Here is a 15,658-nt window from a genome sequence, read left to right on the forward strand (position 1 = left end):
GTTCGCGTGTCCCATCCGCACTTCACCCCCGGACCCTCGGACACGGCCCCGATCCCGGCCGTGCCCGCGCAGCCGGGTCCGCCGCCCGGGCCGTCGCGCAACCGCGCCCTCCTGCTGCGCGGCGCCGGGCTCGTGGCGATCGCCGTCGTGGCCGGGCTCGTCTGGTACCTGATCCGGCACGACAGCACGCCGGACGAGCCGGTCGCCGAACCCCCGGCGACCACGGCGAAGCCCGCGTTCGACTACAAACTGGCCGAAGGCCCGGTCAAGGCGACCGACTGCGCCGCCAACGCGTACTCGGGCGCGAAGAAGTTCTTCCAGGACAACCAGTGCAAGTCCTTGGCCCGGGCGCTGTACACGGTGCAGTCCGGGGACGCGAAGGCGCTGGTGTCGGTGGTGCTGGTGACGATGCCGGACGCGGCGAAGGCGACCGAGCTGAAACAGCTCACCGACCGCGACGGCACCGGCAACGTGAGCGACCTGGTCCGCGACGGCACCTTCCACGACACCGACGCCCCGAAACTGAGCGGCAACGAGGCGGAGTACGAGTCGAAGGCCACCGGAGCCGAGGTGACGATCGTGCTGACCGACTTCTACTACGGCCACCACGACAAGCAGCTGCTCAACCGGATCGCGAAGAACGCTCTGAAGCTGTCCGGGAAGCTCCGCTGAGCTTCTCGTGAAGCGCGCAGGCTCGGGTTCGGCCCGGCCTGCGCGCTTTTGCTACGAGGGCTGCCCAGGGAGGGCAACGGCAGCAGGCTTCAGGCCCGCCTCCTGCCGCCAGGGCATCCCACGCCGCGCCGCCGCGATCACCGCCTGCAAAGCCATCCCGCGCAGCCCCGAATCGTCGGTATGCGTAAGCACGGCAAGCCAAGCCGCCGCCGTGTCCGCCTCCGCGCTCGCCACCAGCGCAGCCGCCGAAGCGGTGTCGGTAACCGGCTTAGGCGGCACGTACGCCGCTTCAGGAGCCACCGGCGTCGCCGACACCGACGTGATCATCTGCGTGACCACGTCCCGCCGCGCGGTGTGTTCCGCGCGTCCGGCCTTCACCGCTTCCCCGAAATCACCCGGCAGGAACGCCGTCACCAACCCGTACACCCACAGCGACGCGTGCTCGGCCGCCAGCGCCTTCTGCAGCGAATCCACCGCTTCCTTCGGCACCGACGACGGCGCGGCCGCGGCCTTCGCGTCGGCCCCCGGCCCGAGTTCCGGCGCGACCCGCTGCAGCCCGGCGCAGCCGGCGGCCACCGACGCGACGAGCCCGGCCCGGTACGCCGGCAGCGCGGGCACCAGGTCCTCCGCCTGCTTGCGCGCGGCGGCGAGCCGGTCCTTGAACCCGGCGAGATCAGCCGGCGCGGCGGGGACGTCCGCCGCCTTCTTCGGCCGGTTCAGCCGGTCCACCTCGGTCTTCAGCGCGGCCGCCTGCGCGGCTCTGGCGTCGGCGACCTGTCCGGCCGCGTCGCCGCCCGCGGGCAGCTTCCTGGCCGCGGCGGCGTCCGCCTCGGCCGTCGCCAGCAGCGGGGCCAGGGGATCAGGGGCGTCGTCGTAGCCGCCGGAGCAGGCGGCGAGCGGCACAGCCGCGGCGACAGTGGCGCTCAGCGCGCCCAGACGCAGCACGGCGCGCCGGGAAAGGTCTGCGGTCACGTCGGCCCATCCTGCCAGGCCGCCCGGGTGCGCCGCCGCTCGCGCGTCTTCGCGGGGGCGCAGGATAAGCTTGACCTTCACCGACCAACAGGCCGAACAGGAGTGCTCCACGTGCCCAACGAACTCGCCAGCCGGCTGGAGCCGATCGTGGCCGAAGCCGTCACGACCGCGGGTTTCGACCTCGACTCGCTCGAGGTGCAGCAAGCCGGAAGGCGACAGCTGGTGAAGGTGGTCGTCGACTCCGACGACGGCGTCGGCCTGGACGAGGTCGCCGAGGTCAGCCGCACCGTCTCGGCCGCACTCGACGAGAACGAGCACGTCCTGGCGAGCGCCTACACGCTCGAGGTCACCTCGCCCGGCCTCGACCGGCCGCTCACCCAGCGCCGGCACTGGCGGCGCGCCCGGTTCCGCCTCGTCAAGATCACGCCCGTCGAGGGTTCGGCCTACCTCGGCCGCGTCGGCCACGCCGGCGAGAAGGGCGTGCGCGTCCTCGTCGACGGCCGGATCAAGGACGTGCACTACCAGTCCGTCGCGAAGGCCGTGGTGGAAGTCGAATTCAAGCAACCGCCCGCAGAAGACCTCAAAGCCCTGACCGCGGACGAGAACGAGAAGAAGGAGGAGTCGAAGTGAACGTGGACATCGCCGCGCTGCGGGCGATCGAACGGGACAAGGACATCCCCTTCGACACGGTCATCGAGGCCATCGAGACCGCGCTGCTCACCGCGTACAAGCACACCGAGGGCCACCAGCCGCACGCCCGGATCGACATCGACCGCAAGACCGGCCTCGTCCGCGTCCTCGCGCACACCCTCACGTCCGAGGGCGAGGTCGACGAGGAATGGGACGACACGCCCGAGGGCTTCGGCCGGATCGCCGCCACCACCGCGCGCCAGGTCATCCTGCAGCGGCTGCGCGACGCCGAGCACGAGAAGACCTACGGCGAGTTCTCCGCGAAGGAGGGCGAGATCGTGGCCGGGGTGGTGCAGCGCGACGCGCGCGCCAACGCCCGCGGCATGGTCGTGATCCAGGTCGGCGACACCGAGGGCGTGCTGCCGCAGGCCGAACAGGTCGCGGGGGAGTCCTACGAGCACGGCACCCGGATCAAGGCGTTCGTGTTCGGCGTGTCGCGCAGCAACCGCGGCCCGCAGATCATGCTGTCGCGCTCGCACCCGAACCTGGTGCGCAAGCTGTTCGCGCTGGAGGTCCCGGAGATCGCCGACGGCACCGTCGAGATCGCCGCGGTCGCCCGCGAACCGGGGCACCGGTCGAAGATCGCCGTGCGCTCCACCATCCCGGGCGTCAACGCCAAGGGCGCCTGCATCGGCCCGATGGGCGCGCGCGTGCGCAATGTGATGAGCGAGCTGGCCGGCGAGAAGATCGACATCATCGACTGGTCCGACGACCCGGCCAGGTTCGTCGGGAATGCATTGTCGCCGGCGAAGGTTGTTTCGGTACGTGTCGTGGACGAGCGCGCCAAGACGGCGAGGGTCGTCGTGCCGGACTTCCAGCTGTCGCTGGCGATCGGCAAGGAGGGCCAGAACGCCCGCCTCGCCGCCCGGCTCACCGGCTGGCGGATCGACATCCGCAGCGACGCGGCCCCCGCCGAGTCGGCCGGTCCGGCGCAGGGTGAGCAAGACCACGCCGGCCAGGCGCGGCCCGCCGCGGCGACCGGTTCGGCCGACTGAAGGTGCAGGCGCTAGACTCGACAACGGTTCAAGTCCCGCGAAGGGCCACTGGGGACACCCCCGACCTCCCGCGTCACCGGCACTCGCCGGTGCGCACGTGTGTCGGCTGCCGGAAACGGGACTTGACCGGCGAACTGCTGCGCGTGGTCGCGGCGGACGGGCGGCTGGTCGTCGACGAACGTCGGCGGCTGCCGGGACGGGGTGCGTGGCTGCACCCGGGACCGGGCTGCCTGGCCAAAGCCGAGCGGAAGCGGGCGTTCCCCCGGGCCCTCCGGGCCCAGGGCGCGCTCGAGGCCGCGGGACTGCACCGCCACGCGGCGTTCGCCGAGGACAACGACGCCGGGACGCTCCCGGGGTCGCGGGAAACAAGGAAGCAGGTCGACCCGTCATGAGTCAGCCGTGAAGCTGAAGCCATGAACGCGCGACGATAAGGACGAGGTCAGCGGGTCCCCGCCTGGCCTCCCCTAGATGAGGAGAGCTGTGCCAGGCAAGGCCCGTGTACACGAGCTCGCTAAGGAGCTCGGCATCACCAGCAAAGAAGTTCTCGCCAAGCTGAAGGAGCAGGGCGAGTTCGTGAAGTCCGCGTCGTCCACCGTCGAGGCGCCCGTCGCCCGCCGGCTCCGCGACGCGTACCCCGCCAAGGGCGGGAAGAAGCCCGGCCCCACTCCGGGACCGCGGCCCGCTCCGGCCCCGAAGCCGCCCGCTCCGCAGCAGCAGAGCGCCGCTTCGCAGGCCCCGTCCGCTCCGGCCCCCGCGCCGCAGCAGGCCCCGGCCGTGAAGCCGGGACCGCAGGCCGCCAAGCCGGCGGCGTCCCCGGGCCCGAAGCCCGGCGGCCCCCGCCCCGGCCCGCGTCCGCCCGCCCCGGCCCAGCCGGCCCCGGCGCAGGAGGTCCCGGCCGCCAAGGCCGAGCCCGCCGCGCCCAAGCCGGCCCCGAAGCAGCAGGACTCGTCGTCCGCCGGTTCGGTCGTGCCGCCCAAGCCGCAGGGCCCCAAGCCCGGCGGCCCGAAGCCCGGTCCGCGCACCCCGCGGGTCGGCAACAACCCGTTCGGCGTCGGTTCCGGTTCCCCGGCCCCGCGCCCGCCCGCCTCGCGTCCCGGCCCCGGCCAGGGCGGCGACAACCGTCCTCCGCGTCCGGGCGGCGGCCAGGGCGGCGGAGAGCGTCCGCCGCGTCCCGGCGGGCAGGGCGGCGGCAACCGGCCGAGCCCGGGCAACATGCCCCCGCGCCCGAACCCCGGCATGATGCCGGGCCGCGCCCGTCCGGCCGGACCGGCAGGCGGCCGAGGCGGTCCCGGCGGCGGCGGTCGTCCCGGTGGCGGCGGCGGTCGTCCCGGCGGCGGCGGTGGCGGCGGCTTCCGCGGCGGCCCCGGTGGCGGCGGCGGTGGCGGCGGTTTCCGTCCCGGTGGCGGCGGCGGTGGCGGCTTCCGTCCGGGCGGCGGCGGTGGCGCCCCGGCCGGCGGCGGCGGTTTCCGCGGCGGCGGCGGCGGTCGCGGCGGCCCCGGCGGTCGCGGCGGCACGGCCGGCGCCTTCGGCCGTCCCGGCGGGCCCTCGCGCAAGGGCCGCAAGTCGAAGCGGCAGAAGCGCCAGGAGTACATGGACAACATGCAGGCGCCCAGCGTCGGCGGCGTCCGCCTGCCCAAGGGCAGCGGCGAGACGATCCGGCTGCCGCGCGGCGCTTCGCTGACCGACTTCGCCGAGAAGATCGACGCCAACCCGGCTTCGCTGGTGCAGGTGCTCTTCCACCTCGGCGAGATGGTCACCGCGACGCAGTCCGTGTCGGACGACATCCTCGAGCTGCTCGGCGGCGAGATGAACTACGTCGTCCAGGTCGTCTCCCCCGAGGAGGAGGACCGCGAGCTGCTGGAGACCTTCGACATCACCTATGGCGAGGACGAGGGCGGCGAGGAGGACCTGCAGGTCCGTCCGCCGGTCGTCACCATCATGGGTCACGTCGACCACGGCAAGACCCGGCTGCTGGACACGATCCGCAAGACGAAGGTCCGCGAGAGCGAGGCCGGCGGGATCACCCAGCACATCGGCGCCTACCAGATCGAGACCGAGCTCGAAGGCGTGCCGCGGCTCATCACCTTCATCGACACCCCGGGTCACGAGGCGTTCACCGCCATGCGTGCCCGAGGCGCGAACTCGACCGACATCGCGGTGATCGTGGTGGCGGCCGACGACGGCGTCATGCCGCAGACGGTGGAGGCGATCAACCACGCGCAGGCCGCGAAGGCCCCGATCGTGGTCGCGATCAACAAGATCGACAAGGAGGGCGCGAACCCGGACAAGATCCGGCAGCAGCTCACCGAGTACAACCTCATCGCCGAGGAATACGGCGGCGACACGATGTTCGTCGAGATCTCCGCACGGGAGAACATCAACATCGACGGGCTTCTCGAGGCGATCCTGCTGACCGCGGACGCGGCTCTGGACCTGCGGGCCAACCCGGACATGGAGGCCCAAGGCGTCGCGATCGAGGCGCACCTCGACCGCGGCCGCGGCCCGGTGGCCACCGTCCTGGTCCAGCGCGGCACGCTGCGCGTCGGCGACTCGGTCGTGGCGGGCGACGCCTACGGCCGCGTCCGCCGGATGGTCGACGAGCACAACGAGGACGTCACCGAGGCGCTGCCCTCGCGTCCGGTCCAGGTCATCGGGTTCACCTCGGTGCCGGGAGCGGGCGACACCTTCCTGGTGGTCGACGAGGACCGCGTCGCCCGGCAGATCGCCGAGCGCCGCTCCGCTCGCACCCGCAACGCGCTCAACGCGTCGCGCCGCAAGCGGGTCAGCCTCGAGGACCTCGACTCCGCCTTGAAGGAGACGAGCAGCCTCAACCTGATCATCAAGGGTGACAACTCGGGTACCGTCGAGGCGCTCGAAGCGGCGCTGCTGCAGCTGGACGTCGGCGAAGACGTCGAACTGCACGTCGTCCACCGCGGCGTCGGCGGCGTGACCGAATCGGACATCGACCTGGCGACCGCGTCCGACGCGATCGTTCTCGGGTTCAACGTCCGGGCGCAGGGCAAGGCGACCGAGCGGGCCACCCGCGAGGGCGTCGACGTGCGCTACTACACGGTCATCTACCAGGCGATCGAAGAGATCGAGCAGGCTCTGAAGGGCATGCTCAAGCCGGAGTACGAAGAGGTCGAACTGGGCCGCGCCGAGGTCCGGGACGTCTTCAAGTCCTCCAAGATCGGCACGATCGCGGGTTGCCTGGTCATGTCCGGCGAGATCCGGCGCAACGCCAAGGCCCGCCTCCTGCGCGACGGCAACGTGGTCGCGCAGAACCTGCCGATCAACTCGCTGCGCCGCTTCAAGGACGACGTGGTCGAGGTCCGGGAAGGGTACGAGTGCGGTCTCACGCTGGGCTCGTACAGCGACATCAAGGTCGACGACGTGATCGAGACCTACGAACAGCGGGAGAAGCCCCGTAGCTGACGGCTTCCGCTGGGGGAGGGGCGTGCTCGCAGGCTGCGCTCGCCCCTCCCCGCCGTCAGCGTGTTGTGCGGGGGTCGAACCCCCGCGCCCCCGCCAGGGGGCAAGCCCCCTGGACCCCCGCGTGGGGTCCAGTCGGGCTGTCCGTCGAGTTTGGTAGGTGCTGACTAGCTTTGTTCGTTGGAGCTTTGGAGCTCGACTTGCTGCTCGACGACGTGCATTCGTTGAAGCAGAAACGATCCGTGGTGCGGCCGGTGGTGGCCGAACTGCGGAAACGCTTTTCCGTCTCGGTCGCCGAGGCGGGACATCTGGACCTGCACCGGCGCGCGCTCATCGGCGTCGCCGCGGTCGCCCCCGACGGCGAGCACATCCGGGACGTGCTCGACGCGTGCGAGCGGTTCGCGGCCGGCCGCCCCGAGTTCGAACTGCTGTCCGCGCGCCGCCGGCTGCTCGGCCCGGACGACTAGAACACCCGGAAATCCGGAGAAGGAGACCTCAGCCATGGCCGATCCCGCTCGGGCACGCAAGCTCGCCAAGCGGATCTCGCAGATCGTGGCCTCGGCGATCGAACACGACGTCAAGGACCCGCGACTGGGCTCGGTGACCATCACCGACGCCCGCGTCACTGCGGACCTGCACGACGCCACGGTGTACTACACGGTGCTCGGCGAAAGCCTCGACGCGGAGCCGGACTTCGCGAGCGCCGCGGCCGCCCTGGAAGCCGCGCGCGGCGTCCTGCGTACGAAGGTGGGACAGGGCACCGGCGTCCGCTACACCCCGACGCTCACCTTCGTCGCGGACAGCGTCCCGGACGACGCCCGCCGCATCGAAGAACTGCTCGCGAAAGCCCGCGAATCGGACGCCGAGGTGGCCCGCCGGGCGACCGGAGCCCAGCCCGCGGGCGAAGCGGACCCTTACAAAGCTCCTCGGACCGACGAGGACGAGGAGCAAGCAGAAGAGGAGACGCGCGGCTGAAGCGATGCGGTCAAAGCCCGGTGTCACGCGACGCGGCCTGCTGTTCGGCAGTGCCGCGGCGCTCGTCTCCGCCTGCACCGGGCGCTCCGCCCCGGTGGTTGCGCCGACCTCGGCTGCCCCGGCCTCCAGCCCGTCGCCCCTGAAGGCGTCCGTCACGATCCACCGCAGGCACTCCGCGGCCCGCGGCCGGGACGTCGACGTCGTGCTCATGACGCCCGACGACGTCCCCAGCACCGGCCTGCCGGTCTGCGTGGCACTGCACGGCCGCGGGTCGAACGCCCGCACGTTCCTGGACCTGGGCGTGCCCGCGGCCCTCACCGCCGCGGTCCGCTCGGGCGCCCCGCCGTTCGCGGTCGTCGCGGTCGACGGCAGCCACTACTGGATGCCCGACGGCGACGACGACCCGCACCGCATGCTCACCGACGAGCTCCCCGGCTGGCTGTCCGAGGCGGGACTCCGCCCGATGACCGGCCTCCTCGGCATCTCCATGGGCGGCTTCGGCGCCCTGAACCTTGCCCTCCACCGCCGCGACGTGACTACCGTGGCCACCTGCAGCGCGGCCCTGTTCCGCACGTGGCCAGAAGCCCGGTCGCGGCACATCTTCGCGTCCGAGGACGACTGGACCGCCGCCGAACCGCTGCGGCACGTCGACGAACTCCCGACCCGAGGCCTCGGCGTGTGGTGCGGCGACGGCGATCCGTTCCTGGCGGCCAACCGGAAGCTGATCACCAGCGCCAAGCCGGAGGTCTCGCGAATCACGGCGGGGAAGCACACGGCGGAGTACTGGCAGGGAGTCCTGCCGGAAGCCCTGCGATTCCTCGGGCCGCGGCTGGCGTAACGGGATCTGCCAGTCCGGCGCGAATTCAGACCGGCTTTCCCGCCACCACGAGATCCCGCACGATCGCCTGGTCCACCCGGTGCGCCAGCTCCTCGTACGGCCCGCCGGACCGCACCGCCAGCCCCGCCCGTTCCAGGATCGCCACCAGGTCCTCGCGCGGCAGCACATGCGTGTTCCACGAGATCCCGATGGCCCCGCCCGGCCGCAGCACTCGGTTCCACACCGGGATCGCCGCCGCGAGGAGGTCGCGCGGGCTGCGGGCCAGACCGGTCTCGCGGTGGCTGCCGTGCTGCACGCCGTACGGCGCGTCGGTCACGATCAAGTCCACTGACGCCGGGCGGAGGACCTCGTCCGTGGTCAGCGTGTCCGCGTTCAGGTAGCTGAGCCGGCGGGTGCGGCCGGACTTGTAGTCGTCCTTGTCGAACGCGTACTCGATGTCCAGCCGGCGGCCGAGGCGGACCTTGTTGCGGCGCAGCTGCCCGGATTCCGCGGTGTGCTTCACGCGCTTCGTGCGCAGCCACGTCTTCACGAACTGTTCGTACGCCTCGAAATCGCGCGCGTCGACGTCGAGGCCGGTCGCGTCGAAGCCGTACATCACGGCCTGGTTCAGCGTCGTCCCGCGCCCGCACAGCGGGTCGAGGACGTGCAGTTCGCGGTCCGGCCAGTCCGCGGGCCGCGAGGTCGCCAGGAGGGTGAGGTTGAGCAGCAGTTTCGTGAACTGCTCGTTGGTCTTGCCCGGGTACTTCTGAATGGTCAGCAGGTCGGAGTCCGCCTTCGCCAGCGGGTGCACGGCGACCGGCCGCAGCACGCCGTCGCCCAGTTCGAACAGGGCGTACAGCGAGGACAGGTTCGACAGCAGCGCCAGGTCGCGCTCGCCGAGCGGGGCGGCGCAGGCGAATTTCACGTACCCGACCCCGCCGAGTTCGATCTCTTCGATCGCCGACACCTCGGCGGACAGGCCGGCGCCGAAGGCCGCCAGTTCGGCGCGCAGCAGCGCCGGCGACGAGGCGGCGTACACGCGGTTGGCGGAAGGCAGAACGAGGATCGCGTACTCAGGCATCCCGCAGAGCGTAGCGTGACACTTCGTGACAGCTTCCCTGGTACAGGACATCGAGGCCGCCGCCGCACTGCTGGCCGGGGCCACCGACGTGACGCTGCTCGGCCACGTGCGCCCCGACGCGGACGCCCTCGGCAGCGCGCTGGCCCTCGGCCACGTGCTGCATCGCCGCGGCGCGAACGTGCGAGTCGCCTTCGGCGAGCCGGACGAGGCCCCGGAAACACTGGCGTGGCTGGACGTCGACGGCCTGATCACTCCCGTCGGCGCCCTCCCTCCGACGGACGGTCTGCTGGTCGCGTTGGACACCCCGACCTTGGCCCGCCTGGGCAGGCTCGCCCCGCGGGTCGCCGCGGTCCGCGACGCGGGCGGCTCGGTCCTGGTCGTCGACCACCACGCGACCAACGCCCGCTACGGCACCCACCACGTCGTGGACGACACCGCCGAAGCGACGGCGATCCTGGTCACGCGGATCGTCGAGGCGATGGGAGTCGAACTGGACGCGGCGGCTGCGCGCTGCCTGTATGCCGGGGTGGTCACCGATACGAGCGGCTTCCGCCGGGCGAGCCCCGAAACGCACCGGATCGCCGCCCGTCTCCTGGAAGCCGGGGCCGACCCGGGCGAGGTGGCCCGCCGCATCGTCGATGATCACCCGTTCGCGTGGCTGCCGATGCTGTCGACGGTCCTGTCCGAAGCCCGGCTGGAACCCGAAGGGGCGCAAGGATTCGGCTTCGTCCACACGGTGGTGCGCGCGGCCGCCGCGGCGACGGTGCGTCTCGAAGAGGTGGAGTCGGTGATCGACGTGGTGCGCGCGACCCGGGAGGCCGGCGTCGCGGCGGTGCTGAAGGAGGCCGGGCCGGGTCCAGTGTGGACGGTCTCGCTGCGCTCGGCCGGCGACATCGATGTGTCCGCGGCCGCCGCGGAGTTCGGCGGGGGAGGGCACCGGATGGCGGCGGGGTGCACGGCGGAAGGTCCGGCGGAGGAGGTGCTGGACCGGCTGCGGAAGGCCTTGGGACGGGCGCCGCTGTTGCGGGCTTCCTGAACCGGGCTGGGCGAGTTCGACGGCAGCATCAGCGCAGCCGCGTCCGGAAGCTTCGCTGGACCCGTGTCGTACTGCTGGCCGGGTCCAGCGCTCGCGGCCGTTCGCGCCTGGTCAGCCTGGTCGGCGCAGGCCGTCCAGCACGAGGGTGATGACGTCGTCGGCCTCGGCCCGCCACCGAGGACGGTCGTGGGCCGCGCCGATGCCGTGCAGAGCCATCATCACGGCCCCGGCATCCACGTCGTCGCGCACAGCACCGTCTCGCACAGCAGCGGCCACCAGGTCGGTGACGGCCTCCTCCAGCGCCTGGCTGCCCCCTGCCAGCGCGTTCGAGCGGTCGGCCATGAGTGTGGCCAGCGTCCGGGCCAGGCCCGCGTGGGCGTCGATGTGGTCGACCATGCCGCGCAGGAAGGTCGCCAGCGCCTCCGCTGCGGGAAGCGTGGCTTGCAACTCGCGGGCGCGGTCGCACAGCGCGGCGACTTCCCCGTGGTAGACCGCCTCGGCCAGCGCCTCCCTGGTGGGGAAGTGGCGGTACAGCGTGCCGGTGCCCACCCCGGCCAGGCTGGCGAAGTCGTCGAAGCGCAGGTCGAAGAACTCGCCCGCGTCGAAGATCTCGCGCGCTTTGGCGACCAGGAGGTCGCGGTTGCGCTGGGCGTCGGCCCGCAGCGGCTTGCCCGCGGTCATGCGCTGCCCTCCCGTCGGCAAGCGGAGATCGTCTCCAATTCAATCGTACTGCACGAGGTGGCGCGAAAACCCTGCTGTCCGGCCGTGGCTGAGACAGCCCGCCGCCCGTGCCGGAGCACGCCACAGAGGACTCCCGCCTCTCCGAGATTCCCTTGCCCGATAAGCGAATCTCGCGTCTTGCTTGCCCGCCTAGGAGTGTCCTCGCGGTCCGGGCCGCCGGAATTGTCGGTGCCGGTAGTTACTCTCCTCCCGTGTCCGAAAACGCCACGACCACCGCCGTAAGCGGTGACCGCATCCCGCCCCGCCGAGTGTTCGGCCTCGCCGTGCCCGCGCTCGGCGTGCTCGCTGCCGAGCCGCTCTACGTGCTGGTCGACACCGCCGTCGTCGGCCATCTCGGGGCGTTGCCGCTCGCCGGCCTCGCGCTGGGCGGCGTGGTGTTGTCGCAGGTCTCCACGCAGCTCACCTTCCTGTCCTACGGCACCACGTCGCGCACCGCGCGGCTGCACGGCGCGGGCAGGCGCGCCGACGCGGTCCGCGAAGGCGTGCAGGCCACGTGGCTGGGCGTGCTGGTCGGGCTGGTGCTGCTGGTGGCGGGGCAACTGCTGGCCGGGCCGATCGCCCGCGCGCTGTCGGGCAGCGACGAGATCGCCGCGGCGGCCGTGTCGTGGCTGCGGATCGCGTTGTTCGGCGCGCCGCTGATCCTCGTCACGATGGCGGGCAACGGCTGGATGCGCGGCGTGCAGGACGCCACCCGTCCGCTGCGCTATGTGCTGGCGGGCAACGGAATCTCCGCCGTTCTGTGTCCGGTCCTGGTGTATGTCGCCGATCTCGGGCTGGAGGGGTCGGCGATCGCGAACGTCGTCGCGCAGGTCGTGTCCGCGTCGATGTTCGTCGCCGCGCTGGTGCGGGAAAAGGTGCCGCTGCGGCCGGATTTCCCGGTGATGCGGGCACAACTGGGTCTCGGCCGGGACCTGGTGCTGCGCAGTTTCGCGTTCCAGGCGTGCTTTGTGTCCGCTGCCGCGGTGGCCGCGCGCACCTCGACCGAGGCGGTCGGGGCGCACCAGGTGGTCCTGCAGCTCTGGACGTTCCTGTCCCTGGTGCTCGATTCGGTCGCGATCGCCGCGCAATCGCTCGTCGGCGCGGCGCTCGGCGCGGGAGCGGCGCGGCAGGCGCGCGGGGTGGCCACGCAGATCACCGGATACGGCTTGATTTTCGGCTGTTTCCTCGGCGTGCTGTTCGCGGCGTTGTGGAGTGTCCTGCCGCACGCGTTCACGTCCGATCCGGGAGTGCTCGGCGAAATCCCGCACGCCTGGTGGTTCTTCGTGGCGCTGCAACCGATCGCGGGGGTGGTGTTCGCGCTCGACGGGGTCCTCCTCGGTGCGGGTGACGCCGCCTTCCTCCGCACCGCCACGCTCGTCAGCGCCGGGCTCGGGTTCCTGCCGCTGATCTGGCTGTCGCTGGCGCTGGGCTGGGGGCTGAGCGGGATCTGGAGCGGGTTGTCGCTGTTCATGGTGTTCCGGCTGGCGGCCGTGGTGGCGCGATGGCGGTCCGGGCGGTGGGCCGTGGTCGGCGCGGTGCGGGAGGCGTGATGGCGTAACGGCGAAACCCGCTCGCCGCCGGCGCCCGGCGGATGCGAGGGTGGGCGCATGCCGAAGTTCACCCAGGTCGACGTCTTCACCGACGAGCTCACCCGAGGCAACGCGCTCGCTGTCGTGCACGACGCGGACGGGCTGTCCGACGAGCGGATGGCGGCGTTCGCCCGCTGGACGAACCTCAGCGAGACCACGTTCCTGCTGGAGCCGTCCGACCCGGCCGCCGACTACCGCTTGCGGATCTTCACGCCGCACGGTGAGCTGCCCTTCGCCGGGCATCCGACGCTCGGGTCGGCGCGGGCGTGGCTGGCCGCCGGGGGAGAGCCGAAAGCCGGGCACCTCGTGCAGGAATGCGGGGCGGGGCTGGTCCGGGTGCGCCGCGACGGCGACCGGCTGGCGTTCGCCGCGCCTCCGCTGCGCCGCGGCGGTCCGGTGGACGAGGCCGACCTCGCCGCGGTGAAACGCGGTCTGCACCTCGGCGACGCCGACGTCCTCGACGCGCGCTGGGCGGACAACGGCCCCGGCTGGGTCGCGCTGCTGCTGCGCGACGCGGCGACCGTCCTCGCCATCGAGCCGGACTTCGCCGCGCTCGGCGAGTTCAAGGTGGGCGTCGCCGGTGCGCAGCCCGCCGGATCCGACACGGCCTTCGAGGTCCGCGCGTTCAGCGACACCGTCGAGGACCCGGTCACCGGCAGCCTCAACGCTGCGCTCGGCCAGTGGCTGATCGGCGACGGCATCGCGCCCGAGTCGTACGTCGCGGCGCAGGGAACGCGGCTCGGCAGGCGCGGGCGGGTGCACGTCGAACGGGACGGCGACGACGTGTGGGTCGGCGGCGAAACGGTCGTCGGAATCCGGGGCGAAGCGGATCTGTGGTGAAGCACACCCCGGTCACGGCTATGTCTCGAGGTTGCTGAGGCGATACAACTATCGAGGCGGCAGCGTCGTCGTCCTCCTAGCCCGACGCTCGCCTGCTTACTGGAGGAACTCTTGACGCCCGCCGGCCGCGCCCCTGTCCGGTCCTGGCTCATCTGGCTCACCGCGGTCACGGTGTACCTGCTCGCCGTTTTCCACCGCACTTCGTTCGGCGTCGCCGGGCTGAAGGCGGCCGAACGCTTCGGCGTCGGGTCCGCCGCGCTCGGCATCTTCACCGTCCTGCAGGTCGGCGTGTACGCGGCCATGCAGATCCCGACCGGCGTGCTGGTCGACCGTTACGGCCCGCGCCGCGTGCTCACCGCCGCCGTCCTGATCCTCGGCTCCGGGCAGCTGCTGCTCGGCGTCGCCGACACCTACGCACTCGGCCTGGTGGCCCGCGGCGTCCTCGGCCTCGGTGACGCGCTCACCTTCGTCAGCGTCCTGCGCCTCGTCGCGGCGCACTTCCCGGCGCACCGGTACGCGCTGCTCGCGTCGTTCACCTCCTGCGTGGGCTACATCGGAAACCTCGCCGCGACCGTCCCGCTCACCCTGCTCCTCGACGGTCCAGGATGGACAGTCACCTTCCTCGCCGTCGGCGCGGTGACGGTGCTCTATGCGGTGCCGGTCGCGCTGCGCGTCCGCGACACCCCCGAAGGCGTACCGGAACGCAAGCGCGAACCCGTGCGCCCGGCGGAACTCGGCAGGCAGGTCAAACTGGCCTGGCGGACTCCCGGCACCCGGCTGGGTTTCTGGGTGCACTTCTCGACGATGTTCGCGCCGAACGTGCTGACCCTGTTGTGGGGCGTGCCTTTCCTGGTGCAGGGCGAAGGTTTGCCCGCGGCGACCGCCAGCGCGCTGCTCACCGTCTTCGTATTCGGCTCCATGGCAGGCGGCCCGCTCCTGGGCGCGGTGATCGGCCGCGCCCCAGTGCTGCGGGTGCCGCTGGTCATCGGCTACCTCGCCGGAGCGGCGATCGTGTGGGCAGTGCTGCTCGGCTGGAACGGCCACATCCCGGTAGGCGTCCTCGTCCCCGCATTCGCCTTCCTCACCCTGGGCGGCCCGGCGTCGATGATCGGCTTCGCCATCGCCCGCGACTACAACCCGCTGTCCCGCGTCGGAACCGCGACCGGGGTGGTGAACGTCGGCGGCTTCCTGGCGACCACCGTGACCGCTCTGCTGATCGGCATCCTCCTCCAGGCCACCGGCGGCAACTTCCGGATCGCGCTGCTGGTCGTCGTGGCCATGCTGGCTCTGGGTGCTTCGCGCATGCTCGTGTGGTGGCGGCGGGCCCGCGCCCACGTTTTCGCCGCGGAAGCCCGAGGCGAAGAGGTGCCGGTCCGCATCCGGCGGCACCGCTGGGACCGCGCCCCGGAAGAGGCCGTGGCCGCCGCCTGAGCCACCCGCGCCGCCCGGTTCGACTGCCCCGGGCATGCGTCCGGGGCGGCCGCCCCGAGCCAGTCGCCCTGCTCAGGTGGCCAGGCCACTCACTGGGGGAGTCCATCTGCGGCGACCGCCCCAGGCTTCGGTCGCCCAGGGCGGTCGGCCGGGACACTCGCCCTGGCCGGTCGCGCAGATCGGCAGCCTTGAGTGCTCGCCCGGTCGGTTCCCAGGCCAGGTCGACTGCCCAGGGCACTTGCCCGGATCGTCCGCCCAGGCTGGTCGGCTGCCCAGGGCGCTCGCCCGAGCTGGTTGCTCGGGCACGTTGTGGCCCAGTCGGTTCGGCTCCCAGGGCGATCGTCCGGACCATCCGCCCGAGCCGGTTCGACCGCCGGGGCGCTTGCCGGGCTCATCCGCCCGAGCCGC

At 72.3% G+C, this 15,658-nt stretch carries 15 protein-coding genes; 12 read left to right on the forward strand and 3 right to left on the reverse strand.

Annotated elements, in window-relative coordinates:
• Positions 1 to 6: 6 nt before the first annotated feature.
• Positions 7 to 672, forward strand: a complete 666-nt coding sequence (locus FKO37_RS20025; protein ID WP_107051038.1) for a hypothetical protein — start codon at positions 7 to 9, stop codon at positions 670 to 672.
• Positions 673 to 723: 51 nt separating this feature from the next.
• Here FKO37_RS20025 and FKO37_RS20030 read toward each other — a convergent pair whose 3' ends face one another.
• Entirely contained in the window at positions 724 to 1,617 is an 894-nt protein-coding gene (locus FKO37_RS20030; protein WP_238608296.1) for a DUF4439 domain-containing protein, read from the reverse strand.
• Between the two features lie 138 nt (positions 1,618 to 1,755).
• Between FKO37_RS20030 and rimP the strand changes: the two genes are divergently transcribed.
• The 7 genes from rimP (at position 1,756) to FKO37_RS20065 (ending at position 8,574) form a co-directional block, all read left to right on the forward strand.
• Positions 1,756 to 2,274 carry a ribosome maturation factor RimP gene (gene rimP, locus FKO37_RS20035; protein ID WP_238605425.1) on the forward strand — a complete coding sequence of 173 codons (519 nt, stop codon included), beginning with the start codon at positions 1,756 to 1,758 and terminating at the stop codon, positions 2,272 to 2,274.
• Positions 2,271 to 3,329 (forward strand): transcription termination factor NusA, encoded by a 1,059-nt coding sequence (nusA, locus tag FKO37_RS20040; protein ID WP_238605426.1) that lies wholly within the window; start codon positions 2,271 to 2,273, stop codon positions 3,327 to 3,329. The genes rimP and nusA overlap by 4 nt, the downstream gene beginning before the upstream one ends.
• A gap of 89 nt (positions 3,330 to 3,418) precedes the next feature.
• Positions 3,419 to 3,721 carry a YlxR family protein gene (locus FKO37_RS20045; protein WP_238605427.1) on the forward strand — a complete coding sequence of 101 codons (303 nt, stop codon included), beginning with the start codon at positions 3,419 to 3,421 and terminating at the stop codon, positions 3,719 to 3,721.
• A gap of 88 nt (positions 3,722 to 3,809) precedes the next feature.
• The gene (infB, locus tag FKO37_RS20050) at positions 3,810 to 6,764 is read left to right on the forward strand and encodes a translation initiation factor IF-2 (RefSeq protein WP_238608297.1); all 2,955 of its coding nucleotides are present in this window, start codon (positions 3,810 to 3,812) and stop codon (positions 6,762 to 6,764) included.
• Positions 6,765 to 6,934: 170 nt separating this feature from the next.
• Positions 6,935 to 7,228 carry a DUF503 domain-containing protein gene (locus FKO37_RS20055; protein ID WP_037812533.1) on the forward strand — a complete coding sequence of 98 codons (294 nt, stop codon included), beginning with the start codon at positions 6,935 to 6,937 and terminating at the stop codon, positions 7,226 to 7,228.
• Between the two features lie 34 nt (positions 7,229 to 7,262).
• A complete protein-coding gene (rbfA, locus tag FKO37_RS20060; RefSeq protein ID WP_238605428.1) occupies positions 7,263 to 7,736 on the forward strand; it encodes a 30S ribosome-binding factor RbfA in 474 nt (157 codons plus the stop codon).
• 4 nt (positions 7,737 to 7,740) lie between these two features.
• Positions 7,741 to 8,574 carry an alpha/beta hydrolase family protein gene (locus FKO37_RS20065; protein WP_238605429.1) on the forward strand — a complete coding sequence of 278 codons (834 nt, stop codon included), beginning with the start codon at positions 7,741 to 7,743 and terminating at the stop codon, positions 8,572 to 8,574.
• A gap of 25 nt (positions 8,575 to 8,599) precedes the next feature.
• Here FKO37_RS20065 and FKO37_RS20070 read toward each other — a convergent pair whose 3' ends face one another.
• Positions 8,600 to 9,634 (reverse strand): TRM11 family methyltransferase, encoded by a 1,035-nt coding sequence (locus FKO37_RS20070; RefSeq protein WP_238605430.1) that lies wholly within the window; start codon positions 9,632 to 9,634, stop codon positions 8,600 to 8,602.
• Between the two features lie 25 nt (positions 9,635 to 9,659).
• On the opposite strand from FKO37_RS20070, the gene FKO37_RS20075 reads away from it, so the two are divergent.
• Positions 9,660 to 10,670, forward strand: a complete 1,011-nt coding sequence (locus FKO37_RS20075; RefSeq protein WP_134734480.1) for a bifunctional oligoribonuclease/PAP phosphatase NrnA — start codon at positions 9,660 to 9,662, stop codon at positions 10,668 to 10,670.
• A 111-nt stretch (positions 10,671 to 10,781) separates the two neighbouring features.
• Here FKO37_RS20075 and FKO37_RS20080 read toward each other — a convergent pair whose 3' ends face one another.
• Positions 10,782 to 11,351 (reverse strand): TetR/AcrR family transcriptional regulator, encoded by a 570-nt coding sequence (locus FKO37_RS20080; RefSeq protein WP_238605431.1) that lies wholly within the window; start codon positions 11,349 to 11,351, stop codon positions 10,782 to 10,784.
• Positions 11,352 to 11,602: 251 nt separating this feature from the next.
• Between FKO37_RS20080 and FKO37_RS20085 the strand changes: the two genes are divergently transcribed.
• The 3 genes from FKO37_RS20085 (at position 11,603) to FKO37_RS20095 (ending at position 15,250) form a co-directional block, all read left to right on the forward strand.
• Positions 11,603 to 12,940: an MATE family efflux transporter gene (locus tag FKO37_RS20085; protein ID WP_037812524.1), complete on the forward strand. Its 1,338-nt coding sequence runs from the start codon at positions 11,603 to 11,605 to the stop codon at positions 12,938 to 12,940.
• Positions 12,941 to 12,997: 57 nt separating this feature from the next.
• On the forward strand, positions 12,998 to 13,819 hold the full coding sequence (locus tag FKO37_RS20090) for a PhzF family phenazine biosynthesis protein (protein ID WP_238605432.1): 822 nt from the start codon (positions 12,998 to 13,000) through the stop codon (positions 13,817 to 13,819).
• Positions 13,820 to 13,930: 111 nt separating this feature from the next.
• A complete protein-coding gene (locus FKO37_RS20095; protein ID WP_134670175.1) occupies positions 13,931 to 15,250 on the forward strand; it encodes a nitrate/nitrite transporter in 1,320 nt (439 codons plus the stop codon).
• Positions 15,251 to 15,658 lie beyond the last annotated feature (408 nt).

Origin of the sequence: Amycolatopsis sp. Poz14, assembly GCF_006704225.1 — a bacterium.
Lineage (GTDB): Bacteria > Actinomycetota > Actinomycetes > Mycobacteriales > Pseudonocardiaceae > Amycolatopsis > Amycolatopsis nivea.

Excerpts from the sequence above, each read along its gene's own strand:
- rbfA (WP_238605428.1), top strand. The coding sequence starts at position 7,263 with ATGGCCGATCCCGCTCGGGCACGCAAGCTCGCCAAGCGGATCTCGCAG.
- FKO37_RS20065 (WP_238605429.1), top strand. The coding sequence starts at position 7,741 with ATGCGGTCAAAGCCCGGTGTCACGCGACGCGGCCTGCTGTTCGGCAGT.
- FKO37_RS20070 (WP_238605430.1), bottom strand. The coding sequence starts at position 9,634 with ATGCCTGAGTACGCGATCCTCGTTCTGCCTTCCGCCAACCGCGTGTAC.
- FKO37_RS20080 (WP_238605431.1), bottom strand. The coding sequence starts at position 11,351 with ATGACCGCGGGCAAGCCGCTGCGGGCCGACGCCCAGCGCAACCGCGAC.
- FKO37_RS20090 (WP_238605432.1), top strand. The coding sequence starts at position 12,998 with ATGCCGAAGTTCACCCAGGTCGACGTCTTCACCGACGAGCTCACCCGA.